At 52.3% G+C, this 26908-nt stretch carries 31 protein-coding genes and 5 pseudogenes; 25 read left to right on the top strand and 11 right to left on the bottom strand.

Features of this window, described 5'->3' with window-relative positions:
• Positions 1–67: pseudogene (locus AC534G_RS26080) on the top strand (hypothetical protein); the annotation flags it as partial.
• 685 nt (positions 68–752) lie between these two features.
• Here the strand turns inward: AC534G_RS26080 and AC534G_RS26075 are convergent.
• The gene (locus AC534G_RS26075; protein WP_261452503.1) at positions 753–1556 is read right to left on the bottom strand and encodes an S-4TM family putative pore-forming effector; all 804 of its coding nucleotides are present in this window, start codon (positions 1554–1556) and stop codon (positions 753–755) included.
• Positions 1557–1967: 411 nt separating this feature from the next.
• A pseudogene (locus AC534G_RS26070) lies at positions 1968–2195 on the bottom strand (nucleotidyltransferase); the annotation flags it as partial.
• A gap of 618 nt (positions 2196–2813) precedes the next feature.
• Here AC534G_RS26070 and ltrA point away from each other — a divergent pair.
• Positions 2814–4013: pseudogene (gene ltrA, locus AC534G_RS26065) on the top strand (group II intron reverse transcriptase/maturase); the annotation flags it as partial.
• 21 nt (positions 4014–4034) lie between these two features.
• Here ltrA and AC534G_RS26060 read toward each other — a convergent pair.
• The 4 genes and pseudogenes from AC534G_RS26060 to AC534G_RS26045 all read right to left on the bottom strand — a co-directional run.
• Positions 4035–5648, bottom strand: a complete 1614-nt coding sequence (locus AC534G_RS26060) for an IS66-like element ISEc23 family transposase (RefSeq protein ID WP_000080193.1) — start codon at positions 5646–5648, stop codon at positions 4035–4037.
• 30 nt (positions 5649–5678) lie between these two features.
• Positions 5679–6029 (bottom strand): IS66 family insertion sequence element accessory protein TnpB, encoded by a 351-nt coding sequence (gene tnpB, locus AC534G_RS26055; RefSeq protein WP_000624722.1) that lies wholly within the window; start codon positions 6027–6029, stop codon positions 5679–5681.
• Complete coding sequence (gene tnpA / locus AC534G_RS26050) at positions 6026–6451, bottom strand: IS66-like element accessory protein TnpA (RefSeq protein ID WP_000422741.1); 426 nt, start codon at positions 6449–6451, stop codon at positions 6026–6028. Before tnpA ends, tnpB begins: the two co-directional genes overlap by 4 nt.
• Positions 6452–6538: 87 nt before the next feature.
• Positions 6539–6658, bottom strand: a pseudogene (locus tag AC534G_RS26045) (nucleotidyltransferase); the annotation flags it as partial.
• Between the two features lie 724 nt (positions 6659–7382).
• On the opposite strand from AC534G_RS26045, the gene AC534G_RS26040 reads away from it, so the two are divergent.
• From AC534G_RS26040 to AC534G_RS26025, 4 genes are read left to right on the top strand one after another with little or no spacing between them, the layout of a single operon-like run.
• Complete coding sequence (locus AC534G_RS26040) at positions 7383–7652, top strand: hypothetical protein (RefSeq protein ID WP_053389733.1); 270 nt, start codon at positions 7383–7385, stop codon at positions 7650–7652.
• A gap of 51 nt (positions 7653–7703) precedes the next feature.
• Positions 7704–8090, top strand: coding sequence for a hypothetical protein (locus AC534G_RS26035; protein ID WP_053389734.1), 387 nt, complete (start codon positions 7704–7706; stop codon positions 8088–8090).
• 11 nt (positions 8091–8101) lie between these two features.
• On the top strand, positions 8102–8635 hold the full coding sequence (locus AC534G_RS26030) for a hypothetical protein (RefSeq protein WP_069325153.1): 534 nt from the start codon (positions 8102–8104) through the stop codon (positions 8633–8635).
• Between the two features lie 4 nt (positions 8636–8639).
• Positions 8640–9416: a site-specific integrase gene (locus tag AC534G_RS26025; RefSeq protein WP_053389736.1), complete on the top strand. Its 777-nt coding sequence runs from the start codon at positions 8640–8642 to the stop codon at positions 9414–9416.
• 93 nt (positions 9417–9509) lie between these two features.
• Here the strand turns inward: AC534G_RS26025 and AC534G_RS26020 are convergent, their stop codons facing one another.
• Together AC534G_RS26020 and AC534G_RS26015 are read right to left on the bottom strand one after the other, a co-directional pair.
• Complete coding sequence (locus tag AC534G_RS26020) at positions 9510–9794, bottom strand: ribbon-helix-helix protein, CopG family (protein ID WP_053389737.1); 285 nt, start codon at positions 9792–9794, stop codon at positions 9510–9512.
• 47 nt (positions 9795–9841) lie between these two features.
• Positions 9842–10495: an AAA family ATPase gene (locus AC534G_RS26015; RefSeq protein WP_048227675.1), complete on the bottom strand. Its 654-nt coding sequence runs from the start codon at positions 10493–10495 to the stop codon at positions 9842–9844.
• Between the two features lie 277 nt (positions 10496–10772).
• On the opposite strand from AC534G_RS26015, the gene parM reads away from it, so the two are divergent.
• Both parM and AC534G_RS26005 read left to right on the top strand, forming a co-directional pair.
• The gene (gene parM / locus AC534G_RS26010; protein ID WP_048227674.1) at positions 10773–11744 is read left to right on the top strand and encodes a plasmid segregation protein ParM domain-containing protein; all 972 of its coding nucleotides are present in this window, start codon (positions 10773–10775) and stop codon (positions 11742–11744) included.
• A gap of 70 nt (positions 11745–11814) precedes the next feature.
• On the top strand, positions 11815–12138 hold the full coding sequence (locus AC534G_RS26005) for a plasmid partitioning/stability family protein (protein ID WP_232926361.1): 324 nt from the start codon (positions 11815–11817) through the stop codon (positions 12136–12138).
• Between the two features lie 3 nt (positions 12139–12141).
• Here AC534G_RS26005 and AC534G_RS26000 read toward each other — a convergent pair whose 3' ends face one another.
• Together AC534G_RS26000 and umuD are read right to left on the bottom strand one after the other, a co-directional pair.
• Positions 12142–13413 carry a Y-family DNA polymerase gene (locus AC534G_RS26000; RefSeq protein ID WP_053389739.1) on the bottom strand — a complete coding sequence of 424 codons (1272 nt, stop codon included), beginning with the start codon at positions 13411–13413 and terminating at the stop codon, positions 12142–12144.
• Positions 13413–13841, bottom strand: a complete 429-nt coding sequence (gene umuD, locus AC534G_RS25995; RefSeq protein WP_048227699.1) for a translesion error-prone DNA polymerase V autoproteolytic subunit — start codon at positions 13839–13841, stop codon at positions 13413–13415. Before umuD ends, AC534G_RS26000 begins: the two co-directional genes overlap by 1 nt.
• A gap of 454 nt (positions 13842–14295) precedes the next feature.
• Between umuD and AC534G_RS25990 the strand changes: the two genes are divergently transcribed.
• The 17 genes and pseudogenes from AC534G_RS25990 (at position 14296) to AC534G_RS25910 (ending at position 26603) form a co-directional block, all read left to right on the top strand.
• On the top strand, positions 14296–15039 hold the full coding sequence (locus AC534G_RS25990; protein WP_053389740.1) for a hypothetical protein: 744 nt from the start codon (positions 14296–14298) through the stop codon (positions 15037–15039).
• Positions 15040–15393: 354 nt separating this feature from the next.
• Positions 15394–15855 (top strand): hypothetical protein, encoded by a 462-nt coding sequence (locus AC534G_RS25985; protein WP_261452501.1) that lies wholly within the window; start codon positions 15394–15396, stop codon positions 15853–15855.
• Positions 15855–16193 carry a hypothetical protein gene (locus tag AC534G_RS25980; RefSeq protein ID WP_053389741.1) on the top strand — a complete coding sequence of 113 codons (339 nt, stop codon included), beginning with the start codon at positions 15855–15857 and terminating at the stop codon, positions 16191–16193. The genes AC534G_RS25985 and AC534G_RS25980 overlap by 1 nt, the downstream gene beginning before the upstream one ends.
• Before the next feature lie 363 nt (positions 16194–16556).
• On the top strand, positions 16557–17336 hold the full coding sequence (locus tag AC534G_RS25975) for a YubG family protein (protein ID WP_053389742.1): 780 nt from the start codon (positions 16557–16559) through the stop codon (positions 17334–17336).
• Between the two features lie 407 nt (positions 17337–17743).
• Entirely contained in the window at positions 17744–18253 is a 510-nt protein-coding gene (locus tag AC534G_RS25970) for an antirestriction protein ArdA (protein ID WP_053389743.1), read from the top strand.
• Positions 18254–18295: 42 nt separating this feature from the next.
• Positions 18296–18484 (top strand): hypothetical protein, encoded by a 189-nt coding sequence (locus tag AC534G_RS25965; protein WP_048227667.1) that lies wholly within the window; start codon positions 18296–18298, stop codon positions 18482–18484.
• Between the two features lie 864 nt (positions 18485–19348).
• Positions 19349–19681, top strand: coding sequence for a DUF905 family protein (locus tag AC534G_RS25960; RefSeq protein WP_077223967.1), 333 nt, complete (start codon positions 19349–19351; stop codon positions 19679–19681).
• Positions 19682–19748: 67 nt separating this feature from the next.
• Positions 19749–21737 carry a ParB/RepB/Spo0J family partition protein gene (locus AC534G_RS25955; protein WP_053389745.1) on the top strand — a complete coding sequence of 663 codons (1989 nt, stop codon included), beginning with the start codon at positions 19749–19751 and terminating at the stop codon, positions 21735–21737.
• A gap of 43 nt (positions 21738–21780) precedes the next feature.
• Complete coding sequence (gene psiB / locus AC534G_RS25950) at positions 21781–22206, top strand: conjugation system SOS inhibitor PsiB (protein ID WP_053389746.1); 426 nt, start codon at positions 21781–21783, stop codon at positions 22204–22206.
• A complete protein-coding gene (locus AC534G_RS25945) occupies positions 22203–22937 on the top strand; it encodes a plasmid SOS inhibition protein A (RefSeq protein WP_048227664.1) in 735 nt (244 codons plus the stop codon). Before psiB ends, AC534G_RS25945 begins: the two co-directional genes overlap by 4 nt.
• A complete protein-coding gene (locus tag AC534G_RS25940; RefSeq protein WP_048227663.1) occupies positions 22934–23170 on the top strand; it encodes a hypothetical protein in 237 nt (78 codons plus the stop codon). Before AC534G_RS25945 ends, AC534G_RS25940 begins: the two co-directional genes overlap by 4 nt.
• Before the next feature lie 173 nt (positions 23171–23343).
• Positions 23344–23493 (top strand): annotated as a pseudogene (locus tag AC534G_RS25935) (DUF5431 family protein); the annotation flags it as partial.
• Positions 23435–23560, top strand: a complete 126-nt coding sequence (locus tag AC534G_RS25930; protein ID WP_228719026.1) for a type I toxin-antitoxin system Hok family toxin — start codon at positions 23435–23437, stop codon at positions 23558–23560. The pseudogene AC534G_RS25935 and the gene AC534G_RS25930, both read left to right, overlap by 59 nt.
• Before the next feature lie 907 nt (positions 23561–24467).
• A complete protein-coding gene (locus tag AC534G_RS25925; protein ID WP_040231230.1) occupies positions 24468–24824 on the top strand; it encodes a hypothetical protein in 357 nt (118 codons plus the stop codon).
• A 42-nt stretch (positions 24825–24866) separates the two neighbouring features.
• Positions 24867–25685, top strand: coding sequence for an N-6 DNA methylase (locus AC534G_RS25920; protein WP_053389747.1), 819 nt, complete (start codon positions 24867–24869; stop codon positions 25683–25685).
• Positions 25686–25764: 79 nt separating this feature from the next.
• Complete coding sequence (locus AC534G_RS25915; protein ID WP_053389748.1) at positions 25765–26256, top strand: antirestriction protein; 492 nt, start codon at positions 25765–25767, stop codon at positions 26254–26256.
• 44 nt (positions 26257–26300) lie between these two features.
• Positions 26301–26603 (top strand): DUF957 domain-containing protein, encoded by a 303-nt coding sequence (locus AC534G_RS25910; RefSeq protein WP_053389749.1) that lies wholly within the window; start codon positions 26301–26303, stop codon positions 26601–26603.
• On the opposite strand, the gene AC534G_RS25905 is transcribed toward AC534G_RS25910, so the two are convergent.
• Entirely contained in the window at positions 26600–26857 is a 258-nt protein-coding gene (locus tag AC534G_RS25905) for a helix-turn-helix domain-containing protein (protein WP_053389750.1), read from the bottom strand. The genes AC534G_RS25910 and AC534G_RS25905 overlap by 4 nt on opposite strands.
• Positions 26858–26908 lie beyond the last annotated feature (51 nt).

Genomic DNA, 26908 nt, shown 5'->3' with positions numbered 1-26908 from the left:
CTCGCCGAACAGTTTTTTGATGTCTGAATTTTCGTTTTCCAGAAAGCCTCCAGCCTGTGGACAGTAAAAGAATAAACAGAAAATCGTGTGTCAGAACTCCGCTAACTGACTGAAGAAAAACCTGCAGCCTGTATTTAACAACTGAGTCTGGCGTACTGACCATAGTTTATGTCATTAACTTACTTCAGTATATGGATTACTGAATACAGCTTATCATTAGCATGTTACAGTTTATCAGTAACATGCCACAGCTTATGTGATCGTGGTCCCGGCCCATTAGTGACAAGGTTTGCAGCGATATGGGGATCTTTAATGGATCCTTTGTTGATCATTCATGGATCTGTTTACTGGATCGAACCTCTGGATATGTGGATAAATCATCCCAGGGGAAACAGCATACACAACCGCTTATAAGGGCTTCAGGGCGTACCTGCTCACTGTAACTACAGATACATTGCGCTTCCTCGCCGGTTCGCGGGCTTCGCCCGGTCACCGGTCTGCGGCGAGCACTGTTTTTTCTGAAGTCTGTCTTTACAGGTAATTTTTGACGGAATCTGCAGTACTTCCTGAGCGTACGGTCATATCCGAAGTACACTTCATATGTGTGTTTCAATGCCAGGGATTGTGTATACAAACTACAGGCAAAGTCAGGTTATCACCGGTGGTAGGCTGCTCCGATGGAAAAATTGTGAACTGATTGACACCATGCCTGATAACTCTGTTGTGTTGTCAGCGCCAGTGATATAAGACGGTCAAACATCGTGGCGTTGACACGTATAACCCAGTTGCTCTTCTTCTGCCCTTCCGGATACCCTTATGCCGGATAATTCCTTCTCAACGTACTTTTTCAGCTTCTCGCTTCTTTTCATACTGCTGCGATTATCCAGAAACTGAAGCAAGAAATAGCGGATGACCGGCAGTGTGAACACCACATAGAAGAGGATCTCATTCAGCCCGTATTTCATGACGATGCCGTAAACAAGCATCGTGACAGGCGAGACAATAAAAGCGGAAAGATAAAATACGTGCAGAACCTCCCTGAGCGATTTGTCCCAGCCGAGATTTTTTCCGTGGCAAAGGAGCGCCATTACGGCCTGCGGCGCGTCATACACCTTACTGACGTACCACCTCTCTTCGCCAAATCGCTTTCGTACTTTTTCCGGGCTGTCTCTAAAATATGCAGCTTCCCGGATGATGTCATCCCGTGGGATCTCCTCCACCTTCAGTTCATTACGTCGGATGCCAAGTACCCGGCAGTCGTACATTTCCTGGATTGAGGCTGCCTTCCTGCGCAGAGCCGAGATGTGTCCACTGATAACAATGTTAAAGGTAAGCACCAGGAGTCCATATAACCCCAACAACGAAGACAACAGCTCTGAATCGACAAATTCCCGGCTCCGGTTGTATACGGTAACGAAAGAAAGCAGGAGCGGTACGATGATGCTGAAGAGAAAATTCAGTCTGTTCCAGTTTTTTACCCTGTCGTAGACACGGGCCTGCGCATACAGTAAATCAAGGTTTTCTCTGGTCGACTGGTTTGTGTAAATGGCATTCATGGTTCACCCGTAAACAGGAAAGAACGGCCCGAACACATCGCGCCATTTATTGATGGATTTTTCATACTCTTTATTATTTTCAAACCATCTCGCCTCCGATACTTTTTGCGCATCGAGATAACATCTGTCCGATATCGCCTTACGTGCCTCGGCTGAAAGTGAGTTGATATCACCCTGTATGCCTTTGGGATCGTTGACAGAGTACCGCACGGATTAACTAAGGTGGCGGAAAAGCGCTTCCAGCTCCATGTCAACAAACGATGAGCAGGATGTCCTGCCAGCGTAATAGTCCAGAATCAGCGTTTCCAGCAGGTAGGAGCTCATGGATGGCATCGTCGGTCGCCGCTGCCAGTATTTGACTGCTCTGATGACATTGAGCACATTGCCGTTATTCTGCACATTGATAGTAGTGACTCTGTCCCTGTCTTTACGGGGGTCGGTAAACTTCCAGTGGCCGTTGCCATCGGGGATCAGGTAGTAAGTCCGTCCAAAGGCATCTTCGCTGGTAATAAAGCAGGGGACGATGTCAAAATTCCAGTCCTTGCTGACCAGTTTCAGCGTGACAGCTTCCTGGTTACGCCTGATATCAGCCTGGGCGTACTGGGCAATGTCCTGCAGGCGGTTTTTAAAGGCATTCAGAATTCTGACGGAGCAGACGGTGTCTGTGCGACAGGAAGTCGCTTAACGTATTGTTTTACATTGATAAAACCAGCTATCCCATTAGCTGTAGCCTACCGGGACAGGCGCTGCCGGCAACGGCGGGGTCTGAAGCTCCCGGGACAACGAGAGCCGGGCGTCAGCCCGGGTAAAGCCCCGTGAGGGGCTTTACCTTGCTGCAAGCATCATGTGGCAGGAGAGCAAGGCTGGTCAGAAGGGTTAACACATGTGAACTGTTGATAAACACCGTTATCGGCAACAGGCCAAAGATGCTGACAGGCCTGAACCAAAAGGTATGGGATCAGGTTGCTTCTCTGGACACGAGAGCACATGGGCATAACGATCCCCGGTGAAGAGACAGAACCCGCCCTGACCTTCTGTATGTTAAGCGGAACCTGGTAAACCCGTATCGCTGCCTTACAGGCAGGTGAACCGTAAGGAACACTGTAGGCGGTGCGGGCAGAGGAGGACGGAAAAAGCAAATGCCCGGTTGTAATGACCGGGATACGGGGCAGGTTCCCCGACGCGAAAGCGGGCAGACTTCCGTCTGGTCTTTAATTGCATGAAAAGCTGTAAAGCAGTCAAAAGGATATCAGCGAGATGAATACACACATCAGTGTGTCCACGATACCCCACCCGACAGGCTGGCACACCATAGACTGGAAAGCATGCCATGCCCGGGTGCGAAAGCTACAGTTACGGATTGCAAAGGCAACCCGACAGCAACAATGGCGGCAGGTCAGAGAACTACAGCGCATCCTCACCCGCTCATTCTCCGGCAAAGCCGTGGCTGTCAGGCGTGTAACTGAAAATACCGGTAAAAGGACACCCGGTATTGACGGAAAAATATGGCACACACCGAAGGAGAAATGGGAAGGAATATGCAGCCTGAATCTGTGTGGTTACAGGCCACAGCCACTACGGCGAATACATATCCCAAAATCAAACGGCAAAACGCGACCGCTGGGCATACCCACAATGAGGGACCGGGCCATGCAGGCACTGTGGCTGCTGGCTCTGGAACCCGTATCCGAAACCACTGCTGACCATAACAGCTATGGTTTCAGACCAATGCGCAGCACGCATGACGCCATTGAGTCCATTTTTCTGCGGATGAGCCAGAAAGTATCGCCCAAATGGATACTGGAAGGCGATATTAAAGGGTGTTTCGATAACATCAGCCATGACTGGCTGCTTTCCCATATTCCGATGGACAGGAGACTGCTTAAAAAATGGTTGAAAGCAGGTTACATGGAAAGAGGCGTGTTTAACCATACGAACAGCGGAACACCGCAGGGAGGCATCATATCCCCTGTTCTCGCCAATATGGCTCTGGACGGTCTGGAGAAGGAACTGATGCAAACGTTCAGGAAAAGTGGTTATCACAGTGCGAAGCACCAGGTGAATTATGTGAGATATGCTGATGATTTCATCTGTTCAGGCAGCTCCCGTGAACTGCTGGAAAATGAGGTCAGACCACTGATTGCAGCTTTCATGCGCGAACGAGGGCTGGAACTGTCGTAAGAAAAAACCGCGATCACACATATAGATAAAGGCTTCGACTTTTTAGGGCAGAACGTCAGGAAGTACAACGGTAAAATGCTGATTAAACCGTCGAAGAAAAACCTGAAGAACTTCCTCTGTAAAGTCAGAGAAATAATTAAACGCAATCCGACGCTCCCGGCATGGAAACTGATAGGCCAGCTAAACCCGGTGATCCGGGGATGGGCTACCTATCACCGACACGTCGTGGCGAAAGAAACATTTAATTATGTCGACACCCAAATCTGGGTAAGCGTCAACGGAGCACCGTATTGACGCTTATTTATTGGTGAGTACTACGTTCCATGGCAGGAGTTCGTCAACTCGGTTGGAAGGCCATTCCGGCAGTACGCTCAGGATATGGCGCAGATACGCTTCCGGATCGATACCGTTCAGACGGCAGGTGCCGATCAGCCCGTACAACAGTGCTCCACGCTCGCCGCCGTGATCGCTGCCAAAGAACATAAAGTTTTTCTTTCCGAGACAGACTGCACGAAGCGCTCTTTCCGCAGCATTATTATCCGCCTCCGCCAGACCGTCATCACTGTAATAACAGAGGGCATCCCACTGATTCAGTACATAGCTGAACGCTTCGCCCAGTCTGGATTTTTTCGACAGCGTACCATTCTTCTCCACCATCCATTCATGCAGCGACGTCAGTAACACTTTGCTTCGCTGCTGCCTGACGGCAAGACGCTCTGACTCCGGTAATCCCCGTATTTCATCCTCGATGGCGTACAGTTCACTGATTCGCTTCAGTGCTTCTTCTGCCGTCGCACTTTTGCTGCTGATGTATACATCGTGGATTTTTCGCCGGGCATGGGCCCAGCACGCAACTTCTGTCAGTGCACCACCTTCACGTTCTGCACTGAACAACCTGTCGTAACCTGTGAACGCATCCGCCTGCAGGATACCCCGGAAGGGGCGGAGGTGTTGCTCCGGGTGTTTCCCCTGCCGGTTCGGCGAGTACGCGAACCAGACCGCTGGAGGAGATGACGAACCCACATTGCGATCATCCCGGACATACGTCCAGATACGCCCTGTTTTCGCCTTTTTCTGACCCGGTGCCAGTACCTTTACCGGTGTGTCATCAGTGTGAATCTTGCGGGTGTTCATTACATAACGGTACAGGGCATCATTCACCGGTGTCATTAACTGGCAGCACGCGTCAACCCAGTTGGAGAGTAAGGCCCGGCTCAGTTCGACACCCTGGCGGGCAAAGATTTCACTCTGACGATACAGTGGCAGATGTTCGCAGTATTTTCCCGTTAACACGCGGGCAAGTAATCCGGGGCCCGCGATACCACGCTCTATCGGGCGGGACGGCGCCGGTGCTTCAACAATACAGTCACATTTTGTACAGGCTTTTTTTACCCGTTCTGTGCGGATCACTTTCAGGGCACTGCTCACCAGTTCCAGCTGTTCAGCGCTGACTTCCCCCAGATAATCCAGCTCACCGCCACACTCCGGGCAACAGCTTTCTTCTGGCTCCAGGCGGTGTATTTCACGGGGAAGGTGTGCCGGTAACGGACGACGATGGCGCGACTGTCGCAACTGGCGGGGAACCTGAGGATCGTCTTCCCGCCCACTGTAACGATCGCTGTCCTGTTCACGTTGTTTCAGCAGAGCCTCAGCCAGTTCAACTTCACGACGCAGTTTTTCAGAACGGGTACCGAACAGCATCCGGCGCAGTTTTTCTATCTGAGCCCGCAGATGTTCTATTTCCCGTTCATCTTCTTCGATCTTTTCTTCGGCACGTGTCAGTGCAGAGCGCAGGAAGGCTTCCGTCTCTTCAACCAGACTCAGTTGCTGGTCTTTCTGACGGAGGGCTTCAGCCTGCTCAGAGAGCAACCTTTCCAGCTCTGCGATGCGAATGAGGTATTTCTGACTCATGACCGTTTTTATAATGCGGTCAGGAGTTTTTTACAACATTGTCAGTGAGTTACGGCTGGATGTTTTTGGCTGACGCCAGTCCAGCTTATCGAGGAGCATTGCCAGTTGCGAGCGGGTAATGGATACCTTGCCGTCACGTACCGCAGGCCAGATAAACTGGCCTTCCTCCAGGCGTTTGGTGAACAGGCACAGACCATCAGCATCAGCCCAAAGAATTTTGACGGTGTCACCCCGTCGGCCACGGAAGATAAACAGGTGACCGGAGAAGGGATTATCATTCAGCACATGTTGTACCTGTTCTCCCAGTCCGTTGAAGGATTTACGCATATCGGTAACGCCGGCAACGAGCCAGATACGGGTACCTGATGGGAGTGAGATCATCTTCCCCTCCCGGTCAGTTCACGGATCAACACTGTGAGCAGCTCTGGCGATGGATTTTCCAGCGTCATGTTACCGTGACGGAATTCCACCTTGCAGGAACTGGCACTGACTCTGGTCTGAGTGGAAGTGGATAAAGACGGCGCAATGGCCGCCACAGGTTCTTTCTGCTCATCCGGCGTTATTTCTACAGGTAATAATTCAACGCCAGTGTCAGAAGAGGTCGTTACCGGAAGACGCCGCGAAACACGCCCTTCGTTCTGCCAGAGCCTGAGCCATTTGAAAATAACATTATCATTGACGCCATTTTCACGTGCAATCTGTGCAACACAAGCTCCAGGTTGTGATGCCAGTTCCACCATACGAAGTTTGAATTCATTCGAATAGTTTTTACGAGGTTCTTTTCGCCAGTCCTGTAATTCCATACTTAGATGTCCGTCTATATCAGATGGGCGTCTAAGTTACCAATTCTCGTCTGATGGCTACATACGGCGGTCAGTTTACGCTTACAAATCATTCATCTTACCGATAAGCCAGTCGCGACTTGCACGCGCGTCATCGGTATCTGCCTTTTTGAGATTCACGGTATCTTTCATAAATTCGTTAAAGGCAGCTATTACTGTGGTCGCCATGTTCAGTCCTTTAATTATTTATTGCAAAAGGCGCAGGGCTCTGTCGTACATCTGAACATTCCAGTGCCCAGGAAGAGTCGGTACAGTTTATTATTAGTACCGCAAGTTCACTACCGTCTCGCTCTCTACAAGGGCATATAATTTACATGGGAAATATGAGCCTCGTTCTTTCATTGATAATTATGCAAAGTATTTCAGTTATTAATGCCAAATAAGCAATAATGCAATTAAGTTCAAAATATATTATTAGTATTGCATTATCAGCACAAATCCTTCTTCTCCTCTCCTGAGATCCGGTTTCCGGTTGTTCCGGATCTTCTCTCCGGCCTCCGGCGCGCAGCGGCGCAGAAACACAACATGTGCCATGCCATCAGCTGCGTTTTCTTCTATATGTTGTGTTTATCCCCTTCCCCGTGATCCGTCGCGCAGGGGCAGATATTGCCGCTTTGCTTATTTCGTGTGCGTGGTACACTTCCGGAAACTGTTAAATACGCAATAAATCGGATCACACCGAAACGGCCATCCGGTAATTTAACGGCGTGGCTATATGCCTGCTCATTATCCTCTTATAAATGATGACGGCAGGGGAAAATCATCCGGGTGACAGACGCAGGGTTGTGCGCAGACAGATCTGCCGTCCGTAATAATTACTCTGAGTGACTATTTTATGTGTAAACGATGTACTGCTGGTCGAACTGGTAACAGGACATTACTGGAAATAAGAATGGCTCTTGGTATCCCAAACAGCACTCCATTATGGATTAGGGATTTAGAATATCCGGTTAATCCGCGTTACCTGGTGAATTCATACGGTTTTGTTATTGCTATCCAGGAGCCAGACTGCGAATTCTGGCATCTAAGAGAGTTAAGCGACGTTTCTGATGTCAAGGATGGTTGTCTTCCCGATAAGGGGGAATTTGATGAAAAGCTGGCTGATGTTGGTGACACAATGCTGTATGACATTCGGCCTGACTTCTGGGCAAGCTTCAGATAGAAGCATTAACAGAGGGTAAGGCGGGATTTCTCAATAATAAAGGAACACTGGATGGAAAAGTTTAAGTTTGATCTGGAGACATTTGTTACCGACACGGAAGAGCAGGATTTCAGTCTTGACCAGCAGACGCTGAATGAACTGGCTGCCATGCGTCCACTTTACCCCGAACTGGCCCACTGGACCCGCTTTGCGTTTTTTGTGGCCTGGGGGGCTTACTCGCAGGACATTTACGCCATCAGTTGGGTGTACTGGCTGACCCGGAAGCGGGATGAGGGTTTTCTGGCCTACTGCTATGCCTGCCAGCGCTGGCCGGCGTTTGATTTTGGCGGGACTGGGCTGTATGACGACGATATTCAGGAACTGGCAGCGCAACATCCCTGGAATTGTTCTCCGCTGCCGCCGGCTCCCGGTTGGTTACCCGCCGCATATAAACTATAACGAGGAGCAACATGACAGTGTCAACATGGGATGGAATGGCTCTTGCCGATATTCCTGCTGATTATTTTGACGAACCTTTTGAAACGTGGACGGGTAAACTGCCGGTCCTGGTGCTTGCGTCGACTCGGACAGTACCGGTCAGCACCAACCGTCAGTGGCGGCTGGCCTCCGCATCCTGTGGCGGACACCGGGAGGATATCTTCCCTGCGGCGGTGCTGCAGCTGGATATCTGTCAGGAAATGGCCGGCGTGGTCAGGGGGATCGCCGATTCTGCTTTTACTGATGAGTATCTGGGGTATTTTGAGTCACTGCCTGAAGCAGAACGCCGGTCCATACTGTCTGATTATTCCCGGTATCTGGGAGCGGCAGGTCTCACATGCAGTGAAGATAATCTGTCGCTGTTCAGCCAGGATTTATATCCTCTGGACGCGACCCCCGCGAACCTGCACAGGCTGTCTTCTTCTGCCAGTGAGGCGGAGCTTGAACGTTGCCGCGACGGCCTGGTGATGTTTATTATCGGCCCTTCAGATTTTCCGGGGTGTTAAAGCAATGAGTCATCTCATGCCGGTCACTCAAACCAATGTTCCTGCAGCACAGCTACCTGTGGCCATCGATTACCCGGCGGCTCTGGCCCTGCGTCAGATGGCGATCGTCCAGGACGAACTGCCGAAGTATCTGCTGGCGCCGGAAGTAAGCGCCCTACTCCATTATGTCCCCGATCTGCACCGCAAGATGTTGCTGGCCACGCTGTGGAATACCGGCGCGCGCATTAACGAAGCGCTGGCGCTGACCCGGAGTGATTTTTCGCTGGCGCCACCCTACCCGTTTGTGCAGCTGGCCACCCTGAAACAGCGGGCAGAAAAGGCGGCCAGAACAGCAGGAAGAATGCCTGCTGGCAGCCAGGCTCATCGCCTGGTGCCGCTGTCAGATAAACAGTACGTCAGTCAGCTGGAGATGATGGTGGCCACGCTGAAAATTCCCCTCGAGCGCCGAAATAAACGTACTGGCAGAACAGAGAAAGCACGCATCTGGGAAATTACGGACCGCACCGTCAGAACCTGGCTGAGTGAAGCGGTTGAATCCGCTGCGGCCGACGGTGTGACATTCTCGGTAGCGGTGACTCCACATACTTTTCGGCATTCCTATGCCATGCATATGCTGTACAACGGTATTCCGCTGAAGGTGCTGCAGAGTCTGATGGGGCATAAGAGTATCAGTTCAACGGAGGTCTACACGAAGGTGTTTGCACTCGATGTGGCGGCACGGCACCGGGTACAGTTTCAGATGTCCGGGGCTGAGGCTGTTGCGATGATAAAAAAAATCTAAGATAGCAGTAAGATTCAGAAAAGATTGATTTGATGTTGTTTTAATATTAAAACAACATCAAATTGAAATTGCTTTCATTGTGTTTTAATGTTTTTAGTCGCTGATTTTCTTCTTGCCAGCAATTTGCAAACCATAGTCCAGTATGTTTATGCATGACATATTAATGAAAGCAGCGCGCGATTGCCCGTTCTCTGCAGCTGCTTCATCTATACGCTTAATCAGTTCAGGGTCCATCGTGATTGTGATCTGCTGTTTTTTACCTTTAACAACTCCCTTCGACGCGGGGAGTTTTGCATCGGGGGCTGAGTTTATGAAGTTTTCTACTGCCTCATTATTTGAAACAGATTGCTGGTTTTTGGGTTTTTTTTGGAGCGCCATTTCATATCACCTATACATTACTTTAATATTATTTTGATTGCATTTAACTATTCAAATAGTGTTGATATGAGAGTATCTAGCTCTTGCACTGCAATCTTTTCATGCGAACGTAATTTCAGTTCACTCACGGTCCTTCCACTGCCTGCAGCATTGGCGTAGACTTTTCTTTGATAGATGACTTTGTCGAGGATTGGGATGTCCTCTTTGTACTCTTCCATCATTTCCAGCATATCTCTGTTGTAGGAGGATCTGGCTTGAGTATCTGCTTTGTTCAAAAGCGAATAGCAGACCAACCCATCTCTTATGCTCCGCGCTTCTTTGATTAGTTCGGCGTTGGCATCCATAGCCCAAGCTTCGAAACTTCCCGGTGCTGAAGGGACTAAAAGGACGTCTGTGATTGTCAGAGCTGCCCTCATAGCAGTGGAGTCTCGGCCCCCACATTCGATGATGATATCGTCAAAGTTATCTTTCTGTTGTAAAACCTGGCTCCTTAATACCGGACCTTCAGGGTAATGCGAGCAAGCAATACCTGGCTCAACACCGTCCTCTGAACGAACCAAAATAGCTGTTTGCGACGAACCCTGTTTATCACCATCGACTAACCAAACTTTTTTCCCCTGAAGGGCTCTTTTTACGGCAATGTTGACCGCGAGCGTAGACTTACCTACGCCACCTTTTGTGTTAGCTATCGTAAGTATCATTGCAATCCCTTTTTAATATTAAAACAATATCATGATGATAGTTTTTTTGGCTGTCATGTCAACCGATAGCGATGCTTTTTGGTGAAAGTTACCTCAACTCAGTATGGTATTAAAGTAATATTAAAATAATGTGTTTTCGATGTTCAAATGATTTGATTATGAGTTTGTTTTGATATTATCATGTTCGAAGGGACTCAAAGTGAGTAGTTGCACTGCCGTGAGAATAATTGTTAATACTCACTTTGAGTGTTATCGATATCTGGGCTAAGGAATGACAATGAATATTTTCTGTGACGACGGATCAACAAACGTAAAACTTGCCTGGTATGCCGGGAAAAAGCTGCAGACGTCAGTATCTGCGAACTCGTTCCGTACCGGCTGGAAGGTAGAGGGGCTGGGAAATCGACAGACTTTTAACTATGAGCTCGATGGCAAGAAGTACACCTATGATGAAGTCAGCAATCAGTCCATCCTGACGACTCATATTGAGTATCAGTACACGGATGTGAATGTTCTGGCTGTACATCATGCATTACTTAACAGCGGGCTGAAGCCACAGGCTGTTTCACTGACGGTGACACTGCCTATCAGTGAGTTCTATACAAAAGAATGCCAGAAGAATGAGCTCAACATTCAGCGCAAGATCGACAACCTTATGCGGCCGGTAAAACTGAATAAAGGTGAGACGTTCAGTATTGAACACGTTGAAGTTATGCCGGAATCCCTGCCTGCCGTGTTTACCCGTCTGGTAAAAGACAGTGTCGGGCCTTACGAGAAATCGCTGGTAATCGACCTTGGCGGGACGACTCTAGATGTTGGCGTCATTGTCGGGCAGTTTGATGCGGTCAGTGCCATTCATGGTAATTCGGATATTGGTGTGTCAATGGTCACTCAGAGTGCCCTCAGTGCGCTTCGTATGGCTTCAAGTGATACCAGTGCCATGGTGGCTGATGAATTGATAAAACACCGCCACGATATGGATTTTGTCCGTCAGGTGATTAATGACGAGAGCAAAATCCCACTGGTGATGGATACCATTGAAAGCGCAATCGCCAGTCTGGGGGCTCGGGTGGTGGATGACCTTGCCGATTTCCGTCATGTAAACCGGGTTTATATTGTCGGTGGTGGTGCACCGCTTATCGAAACGGCAGTCCAGGCGGCATGGCAACATCTGGGCCCGAAAGTGGTTATGATGGCCTCTCCACAGACCGCACTGGTAGAAGCGATCGCCGTATTTAAAGGGGAGTAATGAAGTGAGTGAGGAACGGAAAAAATTCACGTTATATCTGCATCCTGAGAAGGATGCAGACAGACAGGCTCTGGAAGTCATTGAAGCCGTTCCCCGTTCTACCCGGGGCGAGTTGTTCCGGAATGCGTTTATTTCCGGAATGGCTCTGCAGCAACTGGATCCTAGATTACCCGCGCTTCTGGCCGCGATGCTGAACAAGGAGTTTACAGCTGACCAGTTGACCGGGCTGCTCAGCCAGACCACCGGATGGAAACCTACGCAGGCTGATATTCGCTCAGTGCTTCAGGAACTGGGAGCTGGGCAGTTTACCCCTGCAATCAAGCCCGAAGTCGTAGAGGATGATGAGCAGCAGCGACTGGAAGAAGCCCGAGAAAAAATGAAGAGCTTTCTCTGATACTCAAATTGAGGCGCACGGTATATCAGTCCATTTAGTTGTGTATGCCGGCGACAGCATTTCTCTTTTCATCTGCCAGTCCGGCGCTATTCCGCGCCCAGCAAACCATACCCTCCCGAGCCCTGAATGGTTTATGCCATCCAGGGCTTTCATTAGCTCCTCGCTACATTCCCGCGGCTTAACGTCATCGAAAAGATTTAACTGTGCTACTCCCGTAGGGGTGAAGTCATTCAGCATTACTCCAGCCTTTGCATATCGATGCCCGTCGAGCCAGATACAGTCCAGGGCTTTTACTGAGGCATTAATGATGTCTCGGGTGTCGCGTGTAGGCACTAGAAGCTTTTCACTGGCCACGTTGCCGTAATAAGCTTCGTTGACTGCGAAAGGGGAGGTTTTGATAAAGACCGATATGTGCCGGCAGAACTGATGTTCTCCCCGCAATTTTTCAGCCGCGCGTTCGGCGTACTGGCAGATAGCCTGTCGCAACGCTTCGTAAGTCGTGATGCGCTCTCCGAATGATCGGCTGCAGACAATCTGCTGCTTTGCGGGCGGTGCCTCTTCAAGAGATATACAGGCCTCACCGTTCAGCTCGCGTACTGTCCGCTCCAGCACCACGGTAAAGTTCTTGCGTACAAAGGCAGGGTTCATGCGCGCCAGCTGCAGCGCAGTTGTCACGCCGTATGTATTCAGCTTTTTGCCTATGCGGCGACCAACCCCCCAGATTTCCTCCACTGGCTGCAGTGAGAGCAGTTTCTCTGTCCTACGGAGATTGCCAGTAGTCAGGGCCAGCACGCCCCCAAATTGCGGCCACTCCTTAGAAGCCCATTGTGCTGATTTTGCTAAAGTTTTTGTCGGTCCCATCCCGACACCAATTGTCAGTCCGGTTCCTCTTAGGACGTGCTCGCGCAGCTGCCGTCCGAAATCTTCAAAGTCAGTACAGCCATCGATGCCGCGAATATCCAGGAACATTTCGTCGATACTATACTGCTCAACGCGGGGCGCCAATTCTTCCAGATGTGCCATGACCCGGTTGCTCAGACTTGCGTACAGCTCATAATTACTGGAAAACGTTAGGACTTTCTCCGGGAACTGCATTGCTTTTAGCTGAAACCAGGGGATCCCCATTTTGATTCCAAGCCGCTTGGCTTCCTTAGATCTGGCTATAACACAACCATCGTTATTGCTAAGAACAACCACTGGTCTATCACGTAAGTCAGGACGAAAGACCTTCTCACAACTCGCATAAAAGCTGTTCACATCAGCCAGGGCGAACATCAATCATGTCCCCGGGTTTTGTGCACAAATGCCGTCACGACACCGAAGATCTGCAGGTTCTCCGGGTCTGGCCATAGAGTTGGGTAGGCTGGGTTCATCGCCTGCAGTCCAGGCCGTGGCCTCAGCAGCAATCTCTTAACCGTGAACTCTCCCTCTATCTCAGCTATGACGATGTCTCCGTGCTGAGCCTGTTCGGCTTTATCGACGATCATCAAGTCGCCCGAATGCAGGCCGATGTCGGTCATCGAGTTGCCGATAGCTCGTACAAAGTAGGTTGAGCTGGGCCGCGATATACAGTACTGGTTCAGGTCTAATTCGGCCTCCACGTAGTCCTGGGCCGGTGAGGGAAACCCAGCCTGGCAGCGATCGCTATAGAGAGGGATGGGCGTCAACTCTGGATTGCTGTCAGCACGTATAAACTCAAACATAACCACCTCAAATAACACTGTTTGCATATACAGTATTATTGCCTTATTGAAGACACTTTCAAGTATTGATTTTTTGCTGCCTTTAACCCTCTGTAGTTCCTGGAAAAACTCCACCGGTGATGTGGTACCTTGCACTCGTTGAGAGCTGGGTTACTTATCCACAGAATCGGGGGATAACGATGTGGGTATATCCAATGAAGTCACTTTGCTGCTCTATTGCAGTCAGATTATCTCCAGCCATCGCTTAAACAGTTGCACCGTGCCGGCAAAAATAAAGTCGCCTGCTGCTGCACCCGTTCGCACTCCCTCTGGTCGCTTGCGCTGCGGCTTTGCCTCCGGAACTTGATTTTTGCCTGATGGCACGTTGCCGCCTGTCGCTTATGGCGGGAGATATCCTCCCGTACGTAAAAGCTACGGCAGAAGAAGCCCGGTAAATCAAACGAAGGAGTACCCTATGAATCTTTATATGACTCTTGCACCAACCCGCAGCCGTCAGATCCTGTCAGAAAACAACTGGCCGTCGTCAGTCGTTGTCCAGCCTGATGCAAACTGTTATTGCTTCACTATTTCGGGCCATGTCACTACCGAATCTATTATGGCGATGCTGCCGGCGATTGCTTCACGTGGCCATCTTGATACCCGTGCGGTCCATGGCCTGCAGCAGATGTGCAGTGATCTCAACCTGTGTGCAAGCGTCAGCGGCGAAATCCTGAAAGGTGATCCTTGTGTTCGGGTTGATTTTGAGGAGGCGAACCCGATCTGTATTGGCCTGACTGAAGCGATTGAAGCCGATTTGATGGTCCTGTGCCGTCAGATCTTCATTGATGCCGGCATTATTAACGACATGACCGGAGCCCAGTATGAAGGGATTAATATTTTTGAGCGCCAGACACGCCACTTCTGGGTTTTTGGTGAAGCGTGGAATGATATGCCGCCGCTGATGCGCCCGGATGCTGAACAACAGCAACTATGGCTGACAGAAATTTTTCACCACGGGGCCGCAGTTGTTGCCGTTGGCCTCGCGATTTACCGTGATTTTGATATGGTCCGCGAAGGTGACCGCAGCGCCGGCATTTGCATTATTCGTCCGGGAGCGCCAGTACGCCATTGGCTACCGCTGAAAGCGCTTCATGCTCTGGCTGACGAGGTACGCCAGCGTATCATCCACGATCGGGAATTAACCTCCAGCTTTTCCTGAAGACGTCCCCGGGAAACCGGGGCTCATCATCTCTCCCCAGCCATCCACTGCCGGTATTGAACCGGCAGCGTCTGGTTATCCCATCTTCAGGCATGGGTGCGCCGTGCCTTCACTATAGCCCGACTGTGGTGAATGCAAGGGAAGCTGCGCCGCCAGCTGCACCCGGCCGCCTGTGATTTAACGTCTTATCGTCGTTCCTTCCGTCGGTTTTCCGCTCAATTTTCACGGAAAACCCGTTCGGAACGCCTCTGCTATTACCGGCTACCGGCCTTGCTGGCGCCCTTGCATTAACCACTGATCGTCGGGCTGTCGTGTCGGCACGGCGCAGATGGGTGCCGGGTTAAGGAGGGAAATATGTTTAAGCTGACGTGTATTACGCTGGATGATGGCCAGCATGCGGTGTTTCTCAATGGCCACTGTCTGGCCAGTGACGATGTAAGTGGCCATAAGTTTTCCCTGGGGGAGATCCTTGAGCGTCTGTCCTGGCTACCAGGCGTTCAGACCGAAATGGTGAAATGGCCGGTACCGCCAGGAGACTGGGAGTGGTTTGATGTGGCCAACGCAGTTTTCCCGACACCTGGTCTGTGGCGTCGTGAAATGACTGTATCGGGGATGATTGCCAGATTGCAGCAACATCCTCTGGATGCACTTTGTACAGGGACGTTCTGGCTGGCCGACGATTTCCTTTCGCTCGATAACACGCTGGACAACGAGACGATTGAGGCTGCGATGGCACTCGCTGATGAATGCCATGATGCCAATATCGGTTTCAACTGGGATCACCTGCAGTGGGCGATTGAAGAGGCAAAGAAATAATGAATACCTGGTTGATTGGCGTCGATATCGAAGTTTCTGATCTTGAGTTTCCGGCATATTTCCTGATCCAGGCGGAGAGTCTGGCGCTGGCGGAAGCCGGGGTTGTTTATATGGGGAGAACCTGGTGGCAGGAATGCCTGGAAGAGAGTGATGGCTGCCGATGGGCTTATCGTTCCGGAAAGTCGGTCTGGTTTAACAGCATCACACTGCTTGATGATGTTGAAAGTTCTATCCTGCAGGAGCTTAAATTCCTGGATGCCTGGGTTGTTACCGGTGATCTGACAAGCCCGCGGGTTCAGAATCAGTTCAACGAACACTGGGACGAATTCACCCGCTAACCGTGGCCGGGCTGCATTGTCAGCCCGCCAAATCAGCCATAAGGATGTCGTGGACTCCGCTTTTTATGCCGCGCCGGTGTCGCGGCGGGTGTCAACGCCGTGCCTCCACTATAGCCCGACTGCGGTTAATGCAAGGGACATGGCCGGGCCATCTCCACCATCGCCCGGTCGCAGTAAATTTTTTATGTTTTTCAACGTTCTTCCCGTCGTTCTCTCGCTCAGGTTTCGCTCGATAACCGTCCAGACCGTTTCTGCTTTTATCTGCGCTGCGGCCTCCGGTTCCGCCCTTGCATTTCCCGCGGATCGTCGGGCTGTCGTATCGGCACGGCGAAGCAGTCGCCGCGTCGAGACAAGGAGAAAACTATGACCACCGCTTATCGCTTTATGCACCGTCACACCCGTAACACGCTGGTTGCCCGTGGCTGGCCAGCCACGATGGATATCGATACCAGCCTGAATTATTCGCGTGGGGAAGGCGTCGCTTTCTATGGCCAACTGGGGGCGTCCGATCTGCTGCGCCTGTTGCCTGAAATTGCGCTGCGTGGCCTGATGCCGGATAGCGCACTGAATGAACTGCTGCCATTAGTTGGCGGGAGCGATCTGATTGTTCGTCTTTACCGCAACTCGCTGGGCCACCGCAAAGCCCACGCTGGCACGATTTCGCTGGAATACGATAACTGTCCTGCCGGGATGTCGGTAAAACAAATCCTGTGCCTCCTGAAAGCCCTGCGAGACGAAATCAACCATGTCTGTAGCTGTGTCGCCGCTGCCGGATACCGCCTGACAGAAGCCCTGCGTCCTGCTGCTGATCCTCTGGTGTTTACCCGCCGGACGCGCAACTTCACGCTCTCCGTGATTGAAGTGGAAGCCGGAAGCGATGATACCGAGTGGGATAACGACACTCTCGACGCGCGCCTGAAAGCCGTCCTCGACGGGCAGGAAACGTTTCGTCGCCTCCAGATCCGTCTCGAATGTCGCGGTCGCGTTGTTGGTGTCACGGACGTACCGTTCGCGCTGCGTCACCCGGACAGCCCATCACGCGTATGGTTTGAGCGCCGCTGGTTACGTGATGCGGTCAGCGAGGCCCGCGTCGAAATTGACGCGATGATGCGGTCATTCTCCGGAATCCGGATTGCTGCGTGACCGACGGGCGGGGCAGATTGCCCCGCAGTTCTGAACAGGAATCGGATGTCGCGCTGCTCCGCTATACCAGCGCGACCTCCACGCTGTTACGGGCGCGCGCGGGATGAGATTTCGTGCGGTCTGCGGCTAACGCCGTGCCTTCACTTTAGCCCGACCGCTGCGTATGCAAGGCACGTGGCTGGCGCCACCTCCACCGTCACCCGGTCGCAGTTATTTTTGATGATTATCGGCGTTCTTCCCGTTGTTTTTCTGCTCAAAAATTCGCAGAAAAACCGTCCAGACCGCCTCTGCTTTATCTGCGCTGCGGCCTCCGCTTCCGACCTTGCATCCTCCGCTTTTCGTCGGGCTGTCGTGTCGGCACGGCGTAAGCCGGTACTCAGATAACCTGGACTATGGAGGGAACACCCATGAACACTATCAGCACCACCACCCCGGCGGTATACGTTGGCACTTATCACAAATACAACTGTGGCAGCCTGGCCGGAAAATGGTTTGATTTGACCGATTTCGACGAGAAAGAAGACTTTCTGGAAGCCTGCCACGCGCTCCACGCGAATGAGCATGACCCGGAACTGATGTTTCAGGACTGGGAAGGCATTCCTTCTCAGTTTGCCTCTGAAAGCTCTGTGGACTGGGATTTCATCGATGCCTACAAACAGGCGAAGGATGTAGGTAAGGACGCGGCATTTATCGCGTGGGCCGAATACAGCGGCGAATGCGACTTTGACGCGTTCGAAGACGCCTACTATGGCGAGGCCGTGAGCGAAGAAGATTTTGCTGTGGACTACGTGAACGAACACAGCCTGCTGGCGGCTATCCCTGAGAGCCTGCGCGGCTACTTTGACTATGACGCGTTTGCCCGTGATTTGTTTATCGACACTTTCAACTTCATTGATGGCTATGTTTTTCGTCGCTAATTCAGATAAGGCAGGGGAAACCCTGCCGGAAAAAGGTTCCCTATGAAAATGACACCTGAAACACGCAAAATTCTGAAACACTACAAAACTCTGGTAAACGAACGCCGCAGGGAATTAGGCCTCAGACCTATAACGACGCCAATGCTCCTTGACGATATTTGTGATTTGTTGACTCGTCGCGAGCAACTTTTTATCGGCGGCCAGTTTATCCAGCAAAAAGTTAAATATTAGTCCCGGAGGCGGCCAATGAGCCGCCTGTTCGCGCGCGGGAAAACCCTGTCATCCCTGCGGGATGACGGCAGGGGAAAGCGCCTGCGGCGCATTCCCTCCGCCGGTGAAGCCGGTAATGAATCAGTTCTGAAATCTGCTTTTCCTGCTGTCGTTTCTGAAACATGCTGACCTGCGTGGGCGTGGGCGTGGGCGTGGGCGTGGGCGTGGGCGTGGGCGTGGGCGTGGGCGTGGGCGTGGGCGTGGGCGTGGGCGTGGGCGTGGGCGTGGGCGTGGGCGTGGACCGCGTGGCCAGAACCATAACCAGAACGATAAAAACCGGGGCTTTCAGATACTTTTTTTCCACGGGCTGGTTTACCCGGGCGACTTCCCTTCGGGAACCGGGGCTGTCATGCTTCGCACCGAGCCAGCTGCGCTGTCTCTGCCCGGCCCTCCGGTAAACCTTCGGGCAGCGGGTTTCCATCCCAGGCTGTCGCAACGTCAAAGGCTGGCTTGCAGCGACCGTTCCGGTCGCGCCGCCCTGTCGCGCCGTTCCTGCGCTCGATGCACCCCGTTCCGGGGTGTAAGGGGCAACGTTGTTGACGTTGCCGGCTCTCTCCCGCCACTTCCTCTGCGTTCATTCCCTGCTGAGTGCCTTTCCGGTCGCTGATACCGCCACAACCCGTCTTGCTGGCCAGGACCGCCGGGGCTTTATCAGCAAATTTTTTCCGGACGAGCCGGAATAAATTTCCCGCTAATCCTGGACAGCTTCACCGGGCCGTGCCCGTTACGCTCTCGCGGAAAGGTCCTCCGCAGTGTGTGAAAACACCAGAAAGAGGACGGCAGGAGAGGCTTTGCCTCTGAAAACCAGACCAGAGGGGTTTTGTGATGTGCAAATCGTTGAAGGATTTTCTGAATCAGCCTGAGTCATTACGGCAGCCTACGGCTGAGGATCATGCGCTGGCGGCGCTGCTGAATGGCGAAGTCGTCAATGCTCCTGCGCCACTGCTTCCGTTGGGCGCTTTTACACGCGAAGACGCGAAAAACGTGTCTGCGTATTACTCCAATGTGACGTTAGAAAACGATCAGTCATCGCATTTTCAGTTAGTTATGCGTGACGAACATGAGCAGTTGATTGAACGGGTCTGGAATTTCCAGCCGGATGCCGGACAGGTACTGAACGGCTACCTGAAAAGTCACGGCAGGGCAGTACAGCAGTAAACGAAAGGTGTTCTGCGGAGATGCACCTCCGCAGAACGCGACAATCATTAAAATGGAGGAAATAACGATGTCAGTAGCAAATGTTAAAGCAAAATCAGCCAAAAAGGCCAACCCGAAGAATAAAGTTATCAGCGCAGAACTGAAAAGCGCGCTTGATTCCGCTGTTATCACATACGTTCCGCTGTCCGATCTTATTAAATCTCCGCTGAACGTGCGTACTATCCCTTACACCGCTGACAGTGTTAAACGTCTGGCTAACTCGATTGAAAACCTCGGGCTTCTGCATAACCTCGTGGTTCACGTGCTGCCGGAGGGCAAATCCGGAGTTGCTGCAGGTGGTAGACGTCTCACCGCACTGAATCTGTTGTGCGAGACGGGACGTATTGGTGCTGATTATCAGGTTCCGGTTAAGTGTGTCAGTGACGAGTTGGCTGTTGAAGCGTCTTACGCTGAGAACAATGAACTGGAGGCGATGCACCCTGCCGAGCAAATTATGGCCTTTGGTAAGCTGGCGGCGCAGGGCAAAACCGCCGCGCAGATTGGTGATGGTCTGGGCTATGGTTCCCGCCATGTTCAGCGCATGTTGAAACTGGCAAACCTTGCCCCAGCACTGCTGGATAAGCTGGCACAGGATGAAATCACTGTTGAGCAGTGTCAGGCTCTGTGCCTTGAATCCAGTCAGGAACGTCAGGTTCAGGTGTTTGACAGCGTCTACGCGCAGTGGGGATCTGTTCAGGCTCATTTACTAAAACGTGCGATCACAGAAACCGAAATTTCTGTTACCAGTTCAGCCTTTCTCTTTGTGGGTCGTGAAGCATATGAAACCGCTGGCGGTGTGGTTCGTGAAGATTTGTTTTCCAAGGAAGAGGGGGCTGGAACGGCTGACAGCGTACTGGTTCAGCGCCTTGTACAGGAAAAACTGGACACGATTGCACTGCAACACGAACTGAGCGAGGGCTGGTCGTGGAGTATGGGTCGTCCAGAAACGGTAAGTCGTTATGGTCAGGACGGGCAAGACTACCTGCTGCTGGAAAAACCAGAAACCGTCTATACCGATGAAGAACAGGCGCGTCTGGATGAACTGAAAGAGAAATTTAGTACGTTTGACAGTGCCTGTGATGAAGCTGACGAGCTTGATGCCGAAATCTGTCGTATGCAGGAAGAAGCAGGACAACGTGCCTGGACGGATGGGATGAAAGCCTCTGCGGGTGTTGTGGTCAGCTACCAGTATGGCGAACTGGTCATTCAGCGCGGTGTCTGCCGTATTGCAGACCTTCCGACAAAAGAGAACGGAGAAACGGAAAGTGGGGAGGATCCTGTACCTGCGGTGACTTCGATAAAAAAAGATATCACCGAAGGGGTTACCGCGCCGCAACTGCTGAAAATGTCGTCTGAAAGGACGCTTGCTGTTCAGGCAGCGTTGATGAACCAGCCAACCAAAGCCGTGGCGCTGCTGGCATGGCGTATGTGTGCTGAGGTCTTTACGGGGCGTGGAGAGCAGGATAATCCATTTGGTGTTCGCGTGACTGTAGGTCATTACTCACAGACCATGAATGCACCGTCGGGCAAGGAGGGTAAAGCATATACCGCAATCCGGACCGAAGGTGAGCGTCTTGAGGCGCTGTTGCCAGAGGGCTGGCGACAGGATTTAACCTCGTTCTTCTCGCTGGATGGTGGCGTGCTCATGTCTCTTATGGCGTTTTGTACGGCCTGTTCCGTTGACGGTGTTCAGACTCGCGATAACGGTCATACCTCCCGAAGTAAACTTGACGCGCTGGAGACTGCGATCGATTTCAACTTTCGCGACTGGTGGCATCCAACCAAAGACGGATATTTCAAAGGCGTTAAGCATGACCAGATTGTCGAATCCCTGAAAGAGGCTGGAATGGAAGGGGCAGCGTCCGATGCGGCGAAGATGAAGAAGGGCGATGCTGCCGAGCTTGCCGAAGATCGTCTGAAAGACAGTTGCTGGGTTCCTGCGTGGTTATGCGCTCCGCAGCCGAAAGCGATTGAAGAAAACCAGACTGAAACTGACCACTCGGCATTAGCCGCCTGATATGGAGAGCCGCCCCGATGGGGCGGCAATAAGGAGATACCCTATGAGTATTCATCATTCCCGTCTTGCCGCGATGACCGCCGAAGAGTTTGAAGCCCATCGAGCAGCGGGTTTTCAGTATCGCAGTGAACTCACTAATGCCGTCATGAATTCCTTCGCGCTTCCTGACAAATGGGACATGAACGGAGAATTTCGCAGTGAGTTCGGCGGCTTGTTTCCGGTTCAGATTCGCTTTACCCCCGAACATGAGCGCTTTGAAGTGGTGGTATGCAGCCCTGGTGAAATCAGTGATTACTGGCTTGTGCTGATTTCCATGTCTCAGGGAGAGCGTCTGGCCTGTGTTCACCAGTCCTCGTTCTTCGATGCCAGTGAAATCAGCCGCATTTTGTGCCAGATCAGTGGCCTTCACTGGGATGGATACGGACTATGCGACATCATGTCTATTCTGAAAGAGGAGATACCAGCATGAGCATTCCACGCCATCTCTCTCTTGTGACGCAACTGCCAGAACGTGAAGCTGCACTCCGTGCCATTATGCACGTTGAGGAAACAACCCAGAAGGACAGGCGGTTCGGTAATCCGCCGCACCCTTATGCCCGGGCCTTTTTCCGGTTCCTGTGTGGGAGCAGCAAAATTAGCGGTCGCGCCATTAACCAGGTACGCGGCGTGTACTGGTACAAGGACGACAAAGTCCCGCTCGCTCAGTATGAGGAAGCATTTGATACTCTGATTCGCTCGCGGGGTCGGCATTGTTATTCACCGCTTGATACCTCGATGGTGACATCGCTGTTTCCGGAGCAGGCGTTCAGTGTGGGAGAGCGTCAGGCAAGCCGTTACCAGCGTGAAGATGATCTATACAGCCGTCAGGAGGCACGCCGAGAAAGAGAGCGGGAAGAGAAGTATGACAATCTGACCGGGCAGGCCGAAATTGACCTGGCATTTCACACACCGGAGACTATCCGCACCTGGTATGCCCACTGGTCACAACAGGATATCCGGGACTACGATCTGGAAAAAATGCTGTGGGCGTGGACAGAACGTTGTCCGTCACTGGCATCTCTGGTTCGCGGGTATAACCTGTCGGCGCTGGAGGTTGTGCTGGATGTTCACGACGTTGCGGGAGCCAGTTCGCCTGAAGAACGCGAGCTTGAACGCTGGATGGTACCGAACAAGATCACTCTTCGGGAGGTCTGGCCGTGAGAAAACGAAACCCGTTCCGCGAGGAACTGAAACTCGCACGCAGTCAGCGTAAGAAGCTGCAGACCATCGTCGACAAACTGAATGATATGTCTGCCGAATGGGCCGACTGGCATGGCGGACTGGAGACAGATTTTTATCTGTTGGCTGAGGCGGTATACCCGCAACTTGCCGTGCTGGATGAGCAGATTACTGAGTGGGCCAGAGGGGAGGGCGATCCCCGGGAAGACGGATAAGCAGGATAAATTAAGACAGTTAGCTGCCTATTCCTGGGCAGAAAGAGGGATGAACGGTATAATGGCGGTGGCGCTTGAGGCTTTTTGCCTCAGGATGTTCCGGTGGTTTGTACCTGTGTCGTGAGGCAGAAAGACAAAAGCCCCAGTTAATTTTCATTAACCGAGGCCCCTGCATGAATCGACACCATCAGGATAGCCTCTTAGATGCCGTAAGGCAAGGAGAAGAAGGCCATGAAACTGCCGCGAAGTCCCGTTATCTGGTGTGTGCTTATAGTGTGTTTAACACTGCTGGCATTCACATACCTGACCCGAAAATCGCTTTGCGAAATCAGGCTGAAGGACGGAGAACGGGAGGTCGCTGCAATACTGGCTTACGAATCCGCTAAGTAGCTAACCCCGGCGGGGGGAAACCCCCGCCATTCAGGGTATCGGATGTTGTCGGACCATTGCCGCAAGCGCTTTTAGAAGGGCTTCCCTGTTCGCAGGGAGGCCCTTTTCCCTGTCTGGCCTGGCATGAACAACCTGCTGCAGGGCGCCCAGCTGGAAGGGCGGGGGAGAGGCGCTGCGCGCCTCCCATCCTCCCCTCCGTTTATGTCCTCATTATGGTCATTTAGTCGTCTTCCGCTTTCTTCCTGCCGTCTGTTTCTCTTTACTCACTTCTGTACCACTTTCCCTGATAGCTGTGCCATTTTCTCCCGGATTTTTGCTGTTTCAAACCAGAAAGGCGAAGAACCCGACCACCTTCGGCTCCCCGTCGCGCCAGCGCGCCAGGTCGTCAGGCCACACTCCGCCAGGGCAACTGCTTAACGCACCCGCCAGGCTCCGCCGAACCCCTGCGGGTTTCGGGCTATTCGCTAGTGTCCGATGGAGAAGGTCAACCCCACGCTTGCTGCGGCCGTTCCGGCCACGCCGCTCTCACCATCCCGTCGCCGGCGACGGGATTCTGCAGGGCAACATCGCTACGCTGCCGCGTATCGCCGTTGCGGCGGGTCCCGGCTCGTCTTCTCCGTTGTGCGTTTCGCCCTTTGAGATCCTCCTCCTGGGTGCTGAATCACGCCACAGTCCTCCTTGTCATCCAGGGCCGCTGCCGCTCTCCAGCGAAAACTTTTTCCAGGTAAAAACTTTGCGCTTCCGCCCCGGATTCCGGCGTCGGCCGGTGGCGTGCTGCACCTGCGGCGAAGGTTCTCAAACGGGTGAAGTGAAACAACCCGGGAAACTTCAGCAGGTTCCCGCAAAACGTCAAAACCGCGGCTCCCGTAACTCAACGGGTGATGTGATTAAAAGAAAGGAGATCCTTATGCACGTATATCAGACCGAACCGACCCACACGCTGGACATGAACGCGACCGCCGAGGCCGAGCGCGCCTACTGGCTGACCCGCGAAAAAGCGGCTGTCACTGCACCCGTCGAAATCGACGTGTACAAGTTCCATGACGCGGCAGGGATGATGCCGCCAATGAACTGGCGTAGCGACACCGCGCAGGACACTGAAACGTTCATGATGCAGGAAATGTATTGCGGGAACGTGACTGATATTTTCGTGCGCTGCGGCAAGCGTTATTTCCGTCTGCGTGATTACAGCCACCTGAATCACGCCGTCATTGTGGCGAAGGTCAAAGCGACCTTCATTCCTGAAAGCCAGAAAACACACTGATACACGGAGCCGCCCCTGAAGGGGCGGCAAGCAGGGGGAACTATGTCACAACTGAGTTTTGCAGAATTTTTCAACCAGGCGCGTGAGTCTGACAACGTTATTCCAATTGTTCCGGTTTCCAAAAAGAAGCCGATTATCGGATTGATGCACGTGGATGCAGCACGTAAGCAGTTTATCCGCCTGTTTAACGATACCGCGCGTTATATGCGCCGCTGGGATGTGTTCTGCGATTTCATCACGCTTTCTGCCAGTGAGCTGGATCTGGCGCGGATTCTTACACCGGAGAATATCGAGCGTAGCCGCAAAGTCTGCGAGCGCTACGAGGCCGCAGATATTCAGAAAATGCATGATCTTTTCATCCTGATGGTGTGCGCGCTCGATGCCAAATTTCATGATTTTCTCGGCGCGATTTTCATGGAGCTGGAGCTGGGATCTAATGGCATGGGGCAATACTTCACGCCGTATTCCGTTCAGTCGATGATGGCACGAATGATGATGCCCGGCGTGAAAGAGTCGATCCGCCGCGAGGGTTTTGTCACCGTCAGTGACCCTGCGAGCGGCGCGGCGGGGATGATTATCGCCTATGCCGAATGCCTGTTAGATGCCGGATATGACCATTCGAATCACATGTTCGGAAGCTGTATCGATATTGACCCGATCGCCGCCGATATGGCGTTTGTTCAGCTTTCGTTACTGGGTATCCCGGCGGAAGTTATCACAGGCAACACGCTGACAATGAACCTGCATCGTGCGCGGTATACCCCGGTTTATTACTGGAACGACTTTAAAAACAAGCTGGAGTTCCAGAGACGCATGAAAGCAATGAAGGACTTTATGTACGGCCTCGATATTGCCGCCTGACATATAGCGTTTGCAGCTGCCGTTCCGGCAGCGCCACTTAAACTGGCCGCCACTGGCGGCCACTAAGGAAAGCCGAATAATGATGACTTCCACAATGATTGCCCCGACTGCCAGCATTGAAATCACTGACCCGCGCCAGCGTCTGGCCTTTATTCCTGAATTATTCTTCACGCCGCAGGGCGACCAGCTGGTCGCCTCCTGGTTACAGGTACATAGCCAGTATGACGGAGGTTTCTGGCGTTACTTTGCCGTTCCGCGTGGTATCAGCGGTCGAATTGACGGATGGACTGAGGACTGTATTACCCGACCGACCGGGTATCTGGTACCGCCGGAAGGGGTGTATCACGTGACCATGCCGGGAAATTACTTCGATGCTGAGGTTTCAGCGGAGGCCGCCGGGATCATTGCGACACTGATGTCCCTCAATCGTCTGAACTGGCAGGTCTATGAAATGGGGGAGCGCATGGCGAAAGTCTGCCAGGGGCTTGTCGATCGTCAGGACGCGCTGAAGGACTATATCAGCATCATCAAACACCCGGAACGCGATCTGATTTACCGGGCCATTGACTGAAAAATCAGGCCCGGCGATTGCCGGGCCACACCGAAAGAGGACGTATGAGCAAACCCCACAAACTGGAAATCCTGCTGGCGTGGCTGGAGGATAACGTGGCGATGGGCACAGAGATAATTTTTGATGAAGGGATCGATTCGGGTGATGTGCTTCCGGCAGTTCGCGCGGCGGTTGAACTGCTGAATATGCCCAAAGCGGTCAGTCATCCGCCGCCATGGGATGCTTACTATACCTGTGAAGCCATTGATTCAGAGGAACTGAGCAAAGATGAAGCGCGAGTCTGGAATATGGCGCAAAAATATGTGCAGGACACGTTGCAGGGGAGGCCCGCAGGGAAGGGCCGTTAATCCGGATGGATCGCATCATCGATCATCGTATTGAGCATTTCACGCATTTTGTCGCCGCTGGTCCGGTTCTGTCTGAATCGGGGCAGCTGGTCCTGTAGTGATAGCGTCACTGTTGCCAGCGCAATGCTACGTTTCAGGCGGGGCGCGTTTTCGTAGTCTTTATAGGTTCGCAGGCTGATATCCAGTTGTTCAGCCGCCTTGTCACGGCTCCAGCCGAGGCCTTTTCTCCAGAGTCGAAGCTCGTAACCTGTCATTATTTATCCTTAAAAAAGTGCAGAAATTGCACTTATTTTATAATGAAATTA

The organism is Citrobacter sp. CRE-46 (genome assembly GCF_059615875.1).
The sequence above is the reverse complement of the archived record's forward strand: the minus strand, read 5'-3'. Positions and strand labels throughout refer to the sequence as shown.